We start from the raw sequence: 4,295 nt of genomic DNA, 5'->3' as shown, positions 1-4,295 counted from the left end.
GCGCTCATCCCAACCTACGTTGAGCCTCGTAATTCTCTCTTATCCCAATAGACGCTGAAGTCGCGGTATATAAACAAAAAAACCGGAGCTACAACGTTTATCGAAGACGTTGAAGTCCGGTGGTGAAATCCAAAAGCCGGGAGGGTGGTGCTAAACAAGGCGTTGATCGGACGGGGCGTCCGGCCGACGCCCCGGGAAATTGTTTAACACCCTTTGCTCGGGTATCCCGGCTGGGATTTCCAGCTATTTCAGGAAGTGCAATTGAGGCATGTCTAGCGCAGTTCGTTTCTGGCTTTGAGCTGATCGACCAGTTTCAGGCGCTGTACTTTTCCGGACGGACCTTTGGGGAGGTCGTCGAAGAAGTAGATGTTGCGCGGTGTTTTTACCTTGCCAAGCCGGTCGGTGCAGAAGTCGATCAACTCGGCTTCTGACACCTTGGCTTCCTGTTTGATCACCACACACGCTACCACTTCCTGTCCGTAGTGTTCGTCATAAATACCGACGGCACCGGCTTCAATCACTCCCGGGTGGGAATAGAGCGCATCGTCAATTTCGCGAGGCGCTATGTTTTCACCCCCTTTGATGATCAGCTCCTTCAGGCGGCCGGTGATGAAAATAAATCCGTCCTCGTCCTGGCGGGCAAGGTCACCGGTGTGCAGCCAGCCATCGGCGTCTAATGCACTGTCAGTGGCTTCAGGGTTTTTGTAGTAGCAGCGCATGACACAATCACCGCGCACCATGAGTTCGCCTTCTTCCCCTGCGGGTTGAGTGTCGCCTTGTTCGTTGATGACTTTGATCTCTGTACCAAACGCGATACCCGGAGAACCGTATTTATTGGCTTTTGGCGGCATCGGATTAGAGAGTATCTGAGCGGACGTTTCGGTCAGCCCCATGGTTTCCACGATCGGTACGCCAAATTTTTCTTCGAAACCGGCGTGCAGCGTAGGCGGGAGAGCAGCGGAGGCTGATCGGCCGAAGCGCACTTTTCCCAGTGCTTGCTTCAGGTCTTCCCCTTTCAACTCACCTTCGTGGTGCATGAGGTAGGAGATAATGGTGGGAACGACACTGAACCAGGTCGCTTCGTGCTCGATCACCCAGCTCCAGAACGAAGAGGCACTGAAACTGTGGGGCATGATCACACTGCCACCGCTGGCGAGTGGTGCCATGACGGTGACGCACTGAGCGTTGATGTGACACAGCGGCAATACACACAGCGCGCGGTCTTCCTGAGTCAGCTCGTGGGCGCACGCGGTGTTCATGCCACCCGCCAGCAGGTTGGTATTGGTCAGGATAACGCCTTTAGGCCGACCCGTGGTGCCGGAGGTGTACATCAGCAAGCCATCATCGTCACCCGATACTGATGCATGCAGAGGTTCAGCGGCGGGTTCAACCGGCCAGCGTGGTCGTCTGTCGACGTCCGTGAGAATGATTTTTACCGGGCGCTCCAGTTTGCTGGCGGCCGCTTTTACCAGATCAATGTACTGCTCAGACACGAAAACGATCTTGCTGTCGGAATGGTCCAGTACATATTCGATCTGATCTTTACCCGCTGCCGGATTTAAAGGTGAGGAGACACAACCGGCATATAGCGTTGCCAGAAACAGCTCAAGCGCAGTCTGGCCATTGCCCATCATAAAGGAGATGGTATCGCCTTGACGCAACTGCAATGCGTTGAAGTAACGGCCGTAGTTTTGTGCTGCACCCTGCAGTTCTGCGTAGGTCAGCTGATTTCCGGTTTCAGGAAAGCATGCAAACGGCTGCATCGGCTGGCTGGACGCGAAATGGTCAATCACTGCGCGAATACTGGGAGCCGGTGGCTGATAAGAGATTACGCTCATGACAGATATTTCCTCTGGTAGTCGCCAAAGATATCTTCAACCGTGACTTCGCGCGGAGGGATGGTGCGTACAACACGGGTGATGTTCATGTAATGCTTGTAGTGCACGTTCTGATCGGTGATGTTGCCGCCCCAGGTGCCGCAACCCATAGACAGAGAGAACGGCATGCCGTTATCAAAGCTACCGCCGGTGGCAAAGCAGTGAGGCTGGTTCACGATAATGCGGCAGACCGGCATCTCCTGACCCAGATTCTGCGGACGTTCAGGGTCGCTGGTATGGATCCCCAGTGAATGGCCTTTACCCTGATAGGAGAGGACACTGCTGGCCAGACGTTTGGCGTCTTCAAAGTCACTGGCACGGTATACCGTCAATACCAAAGACATCTTTTCGCCGCTGAAGGGCGCCTCTGCACCAATACCGGTTTCGCTGACCAGCAGGAAGGCACTGTCCGCTAAGCCTTCGCGTTCAAGGCCGACCACACTGCACACGTCGGACACGGGCTTCGCCAGGACTTCACGGTTCAGATGGCCGTGCTGCCACATGGTGTCCTGTAATTTTTGCTTTTCATCTGCGTCAAGCATCGGCGCACCAACTTTGGCGAACTCGGCCAGCATGGCGTCGTACACTTCATCAACGATAATGACGCTGTTCTCGGAGGAGCAGCTGGTGGCATTGTCGAATGTTTTTGACGCTTTTATCTTGGCGGCTGCGGCTGCCAGGTCCGCCGTTTCATCGACGATCACGGATACGTTGCCGGCGCCAACTCCAAATGCTGGGGTGCCGCTGGTATAGGATGCACGTACGTTGTTCTGGGAGCCGGTCGCGACGACCAGATCAACCTGCTTCAGCATCTCCATGCTCAGCGCTTTGCTGACGGGCGTTGGCAGTTGTTGCACCAGATCACGCGGCGCACCCACACGGTCTAATTCTGCGTAAACCAGTTCCAACAGGCGGGTGCAGGACGGCTGGCCTTTTGGCGAAGGCGCCAGAATGATCGCGTTACGGCACTTCAGCGCGTTCAGCGTGTTGTTCATCGGTGTGGCGATGGGGTTGGTCGACGGTACGATCACGCCAACAACACCCACTGGGCGGCCGATTTCGACCAGACCATTGTCCGGATCTTCATTAATAATGCCCACGGTTTTGGCGTTTTTCAGATCGCGCAGCAGACCCAGGGTTTTACGGTGATTCTTAGTGACTTTGTCTTTGACATTACCAAGGCCGGTTTCTTCTACCGCCAGTCGTGCCAGTCGCTCGTTGTTTTCCGGGTTGATCAGTGCCCAGGCGACAGCCGTGACGACTTCATCAACCTCAGTCTGGGAATAGCGGTCAAAAATTGCCTGAGCGCTCCGTGCTCGTGCAACCAGCTCAGCGACCTGAGCCTGTTCGTTTGTTGTAGTCATTTCCAATCTCCACTGAACCAGACAGGGATATTTATCTGATATATCTCTTATTACTCATATAGATGAGTGGCATAGCCAAACGAACTGCCAGAGACAGAACGAATAGCTATGTTTAGTGCTGGACGCGCGCCTTCAGGTAAGGCGGCATAGGTCCGGGGTCAGAATTACTTCTTCAGATCGCTGAGCAGGTCTTTGAGATAGACTTCGCGCTCTTTCCACATACGGATCACTTCGTCACGTGGGATGATACGGACGGGAGAGCCAGCAGAGTTCATCTTTTTCAGTGTCTTCTTGTCTTCAAACATCAGAGGAACACGTTGTGCCAGATAATCTACAACCTCTGGCGGTGTGCCTTTGCGTGCCATGATGCCGCGGAAGTTCACACTGGAGTCATCAACTTCAACGCCTTGCTCCTTGAATGTCGCCACATCCGGTAGGAACTCGGTGTTACGGTTCAGGTCCGCAACGGCCAGAATCTTGATGCTGTCCTGGTTGCGGTATGCGTCGGACAGGTTGTTAAAGCCTGCCGCCACCTGGCCGCCCATTACACTCTTCATTGCAGGGGTGCCGCCTTTGTGTGGCACATAGGTCATTTTCAGACCGGTCGCACGGGCGAACTGCAGGAAGGCGATATGGTGGCCCACATAGAGACCTGCACCTGAGAAGGTGACTTTGCCCGGATTGCTGCGGGCGTAGGTCATCAGATCTTCTAGAGTGTCAAACGGGCTGTCTTTACCCACAATCAGTACCGCAGGATCTGCACCCCAGTTGGCAATCGGTTCCAGATTGTCGATGTTGTACTTAGTGCGGAAGACAATTGACTGAGCAATGAAGTGAGGCACGTTATAGGCTGCCAGTTCATAACCGTCCTGTTTGGCGCGTGATGCATAAAAATCCCAGCCGACTTTACCGCCTGCGCCGGGTTTGTTCAGGATAACCATTGGCTGACCCAGATAGTCTTCCTTGCCCGCCAGCATCGTTACGATACGGGCCTGAAAGTCAGTAGCACCACCGGGAGAATAAGACACCACCATACTGACTGGTCGTTCTGGAT

General features: G+C 54.4%; 3 protein-coding genes. All 3 read right to left on the bottom strand.

The genetic code is table 11. From position 1 onward, the window contains the following. Nucleotides 1-272 precede the first annotated feature (272 nt). Nucleotides 273-1,838 (bottom strand): AMP-binding protein, encoded by a 1,566-nt coding sequence (locus ABYW01_RS15390; RefSeq protein ID WP_372834305.1) that lies wholly within the window; start codon nt 1,836-1,838, stop codon nt 273-275. Next, a complete protein-coding gene (locus ABYW01_RS15385) occupies nt 1,835-3,241 on the bottom strand; it encodes an aldehyde dehydrogenase family protein (protein WP_372834303.1) in 1,407 nt (468 codons plus the stop codon). The genes ABYW01_RS15390 and ABYW01_RS15385 overlap by 4 nt, the downstream gene beginning before the upstream one ends. A gap of 164 nt (nt 3,242-3,405) precedes the next feature. Beyond that, nucleotides 3,406-4,295 (bottom strand): tripartite tricarboxylate transporter substrate binding protein (locus ABYW01_RS15380; RefSeq protein ID WP_372834302.1); only part of this gene is annotated, 890 nt, incomplete at its 5' end.

The sequence above is a fragment of the Pontibacterium sp. genome, assembly GCF_041587635.1.
In the GTDB taxonomy this organism is placed as follows: Bacteria; Pseudomonadota; Gammaproteobacteria; order Pseudomonadales; family Balneatricaceae; genus Pontibacterium.
The sequence above is the reverse complement of the archived record's forward strand: the minus strand, read 5'-3'. Positions and strand labels throughout refer to the sequence as shown.